Here is a 455-nt window from a genome sequence, read left to right on the forward strand (position 1 = left end):
GAAAAAGTCCTTCTGCACATGCTGGGTGGTGACCGCCCAGCCCCGGTGTGCATCGCGACTGTCGGGTTTGGCGATGAAGCTCAAGCCGAACTCAAGCGCTCCGCCTGGATTGCTATCGAACCCGGCCACGTTGAAGTCGTGCCGGTTGATGTAGTCCTTCTGGTACAGGTTGTCCTTGCGTGAGAAGGCGTAGCTGTATTTCAGATCGCCGATCAGTACGTCTTCGACGCCGCCGCCCGTGGCGCTCTGGTTCCAGTAATAGAAGTCGGAAATGTGGATGTCATTACGTTTGTAGTAGCGACGCCCGGCCCACAGTGAACCACCGTTGAGCGCAGGCAGGTTCGACCTGTGTGTACAGCTGTGGCAGGCGCACCGAGCCGTTGTCTTCGTTGAACGTCAGGCTGCGGTTGTAGCGGTTGTACAAAGAGGCCATGCCGTCGACGCTGAACACCGAG

At 58.2% G+C, this 455-nt stretch carries 1 protein-coding gene; it reads left to right on the forward strand.

Translation table 11 applies throughout. From position 1 onward, the window contains the following. Positions 1–183, forward strand: a 183-nt coding sequence (locus tag VSR72_RS44055; protein ID WP_342958424.1) for a hypothetical protein, incomplete at its 5' end; no start/stop codon positions are given. Between the last annotated feature and the right edge of the window lie 272 nt (positions 184–455).

Origin of the sequence: Paraburkholderia sp. JHI869 (assembly GCF_038900775.1) — a bacterium.
GTDB lineage: Bacteria > Pseudomonadota > Gammaproteobacteria > Burkholderiales > Burkholderiaceae > Paraburkholderia.